2 protein-coding genes are annotated in these 1,722 nt (G+C 40.6%); both read left to right on the top strand.

Translation table 11 applies throughout. The features are described from left to right. The first annotated feature begins 311 nt into the window (after positions 1-311). The gene (locus HC026_RS12260; protein WP_168926192.1) at positions 312-1,238 is read left to right on the top strand and encodes a replication initiation protein; all 927 of its coding nucleotides are present in this window, start codon (positions 312-314) and stop codon (positions 1,236-1,238) included. Between the two features lie 2 nt (positions 1,239-1,240). Then, positions 1,241-1,570, top strand: coding sequence for a hypothetical protein (locus tag HC026_RS12255; protein ID WP_015060378.1), 330 nt, complete (start codon positions 1,241-1,243; stop codon positions 1,568-1,570). The last annotated feature ends 152 nt before the right edge of the window (positions 1,571-1,722 follow it).

The following is a 1,722-nucleotide window of genomic DNA, read 5'->3' as shown; positions in this document are numbered from 1 at the left end:
TGTGAGCGTGATTTTCGCTCACTCCTTTTCGGTTTATGGTCTTGATTTTGCATTTTGGGGCACGGAGACGAAGTCGGAGACCCCCGCCTCTTTTATAACCTCTTTTAAAACCTCTTTTAAAACCTCTTTTAAGGGTGTGTTCCACATTACTCTCCCAAGCGTTTCACAAATGTTTCGACTACCAATTGTCTGTTTATTGACTACGAATTGTCTGTTTATTGACTACCAATTGTCTGTTTATTGACTACGAATTGTCTGTTTATTGACTACTTCATTTATGATATAATAGTCATAGAAATGGAGCTGATTAAATGAGTAACGAATTAGTGAAGTATCAACCGGAACTGAATACCATTCCGCTGCGAAAATTTACGCCAACCGAGATGAATTTGTTCTTCTCGATTGTGTCTCGCATGCGAGATAAAGGCGACCAGACAGTCCGTTTCAGCTTTGAACAGCTCAAAGAGTTGAGTAATTACAAGCCCACCGCTAATCGGCGCTTTATCGACGATATTAAGCGCACTTACGACCACCTAATGGACTTGAGGTTCGGTAGTCAAAGTAAGTCAGGCTTGAGTTTCACGCGCTTTGTTATGTTCACCAAATTTCAAATTAATGGAGACGCTGACGAGCCCTATGTTGACGTTGAAGTTTATCGTGACGCAATTCCTTTGCTCAACAACCTAGAAAGCTGGGTACGTTACGCTTTAACCGAGTTTCGTGATCTTAAAAGTAGCTACGCAAAAACTATGTTTCGCTTGTTGAAAGGTTATCGCACCACTGGTTATGCTTACTTTTCAAAAAATGACTTCTTTGAATTGTTAGCCATTCCAGTGAGCTACAGTACCAAAATGGCCAACGTTGATAGCAAAGTATTAGCCCCAATCAAAGAGGAACTAACCCCATTCTTTCGTGGCTTAACCATCCGCAAAAAATACGGTAAGGGACGTGGAAAGCCTGTCATCGGTTACGCTTTTGCTTGGAAAGCAGAACGCAAAGATGCCGAAGATGTCCAAGTCAGCAAGACTGAACGCCTGAAAAAAGCCAAATTCAATATCGAGCACAATGGTGAGTTGAGTGATCAAGAAAAGTGGCGGGCACTCGACAAAGTTCGTGGCGTTAAACTCGGCACTACGGAAGCTGAACATAAGCAACAAGAACAAGCTAAACGTGAAGAGCAAATCAGAGCTGACGAGCGCAAGAAAACTTTAGAAGAATTGCGGAAAGGGTGGCATTAACCATGAATGAACTAGAAAAAATTGAACAACTAGAAAAACAGTTAAAGGCAAGAAAACGAGAAGCACTCAAAAAGGGTTATGAAAAACTAGGTCGAAAATTCTACAAAAAAACTGGCGCTAAAAATATAACTACAGCCGAAAATATGCTTGACCATACGCCAGTTTTTGAAAAAAGAGAAACGGCTTCACCAACTTTAACTACAGAACAATTTCAGCAACTACAAAACATTGCTAATGCTATGACTTATAACGGCAACTTCTGGAAAATCGAAGACTTGAAAGATGTTAGCCAATGGTTGAGTCAGTTTCGAACAGAAAATGAGCAATCATAATGCCTTAAAAAGCCGATTTGCGAACAGCAAACTTTCGGCTTTTTTTGTGCGGTTTTTTTGTGTCCTTTTTTGCAAAAAAGGGCAGGTTTTCGGGTTTGAACTTGTGTCGTTTTGCGAAGCGAAATCGGCATGCTTTTGACTTTGATTTTAGG

The sequence above is a fragment of the Secundilactobacillus angelensis genome (assembly GCF_012641075.1).
In the GTDB taxonomy this organism is placed as follows: Bacteria; Bacillota; Bacilli; order Lactobacillales; family Lactobacillaceae; genus Secundilactobacillus; species Secundilactobacillus angelensis.
The sequence above is the reverse complement of the archived record's forward strand: the minus strand, read 5'-3'. Positions and strand labels throughout refer to the sequence as shown.

What these genes read in the sequence shown, in the direction of transcription:
- HC026_RS12260 (WP_168926192.1), top strand. Translation starts at nt 312, where the DNA reads ATGAGTAACGAATTAGTGAAGTATCAACCGGAACTGAATACCATTCCG.
- HC026_RS12255 (WP_015060378.1), top strand. Translation starts at nt 1,241, where the DNA reads ATGAATGAACTAGAAAAAATTGAACAACTAGAAAAACAGTTAAAGGCA.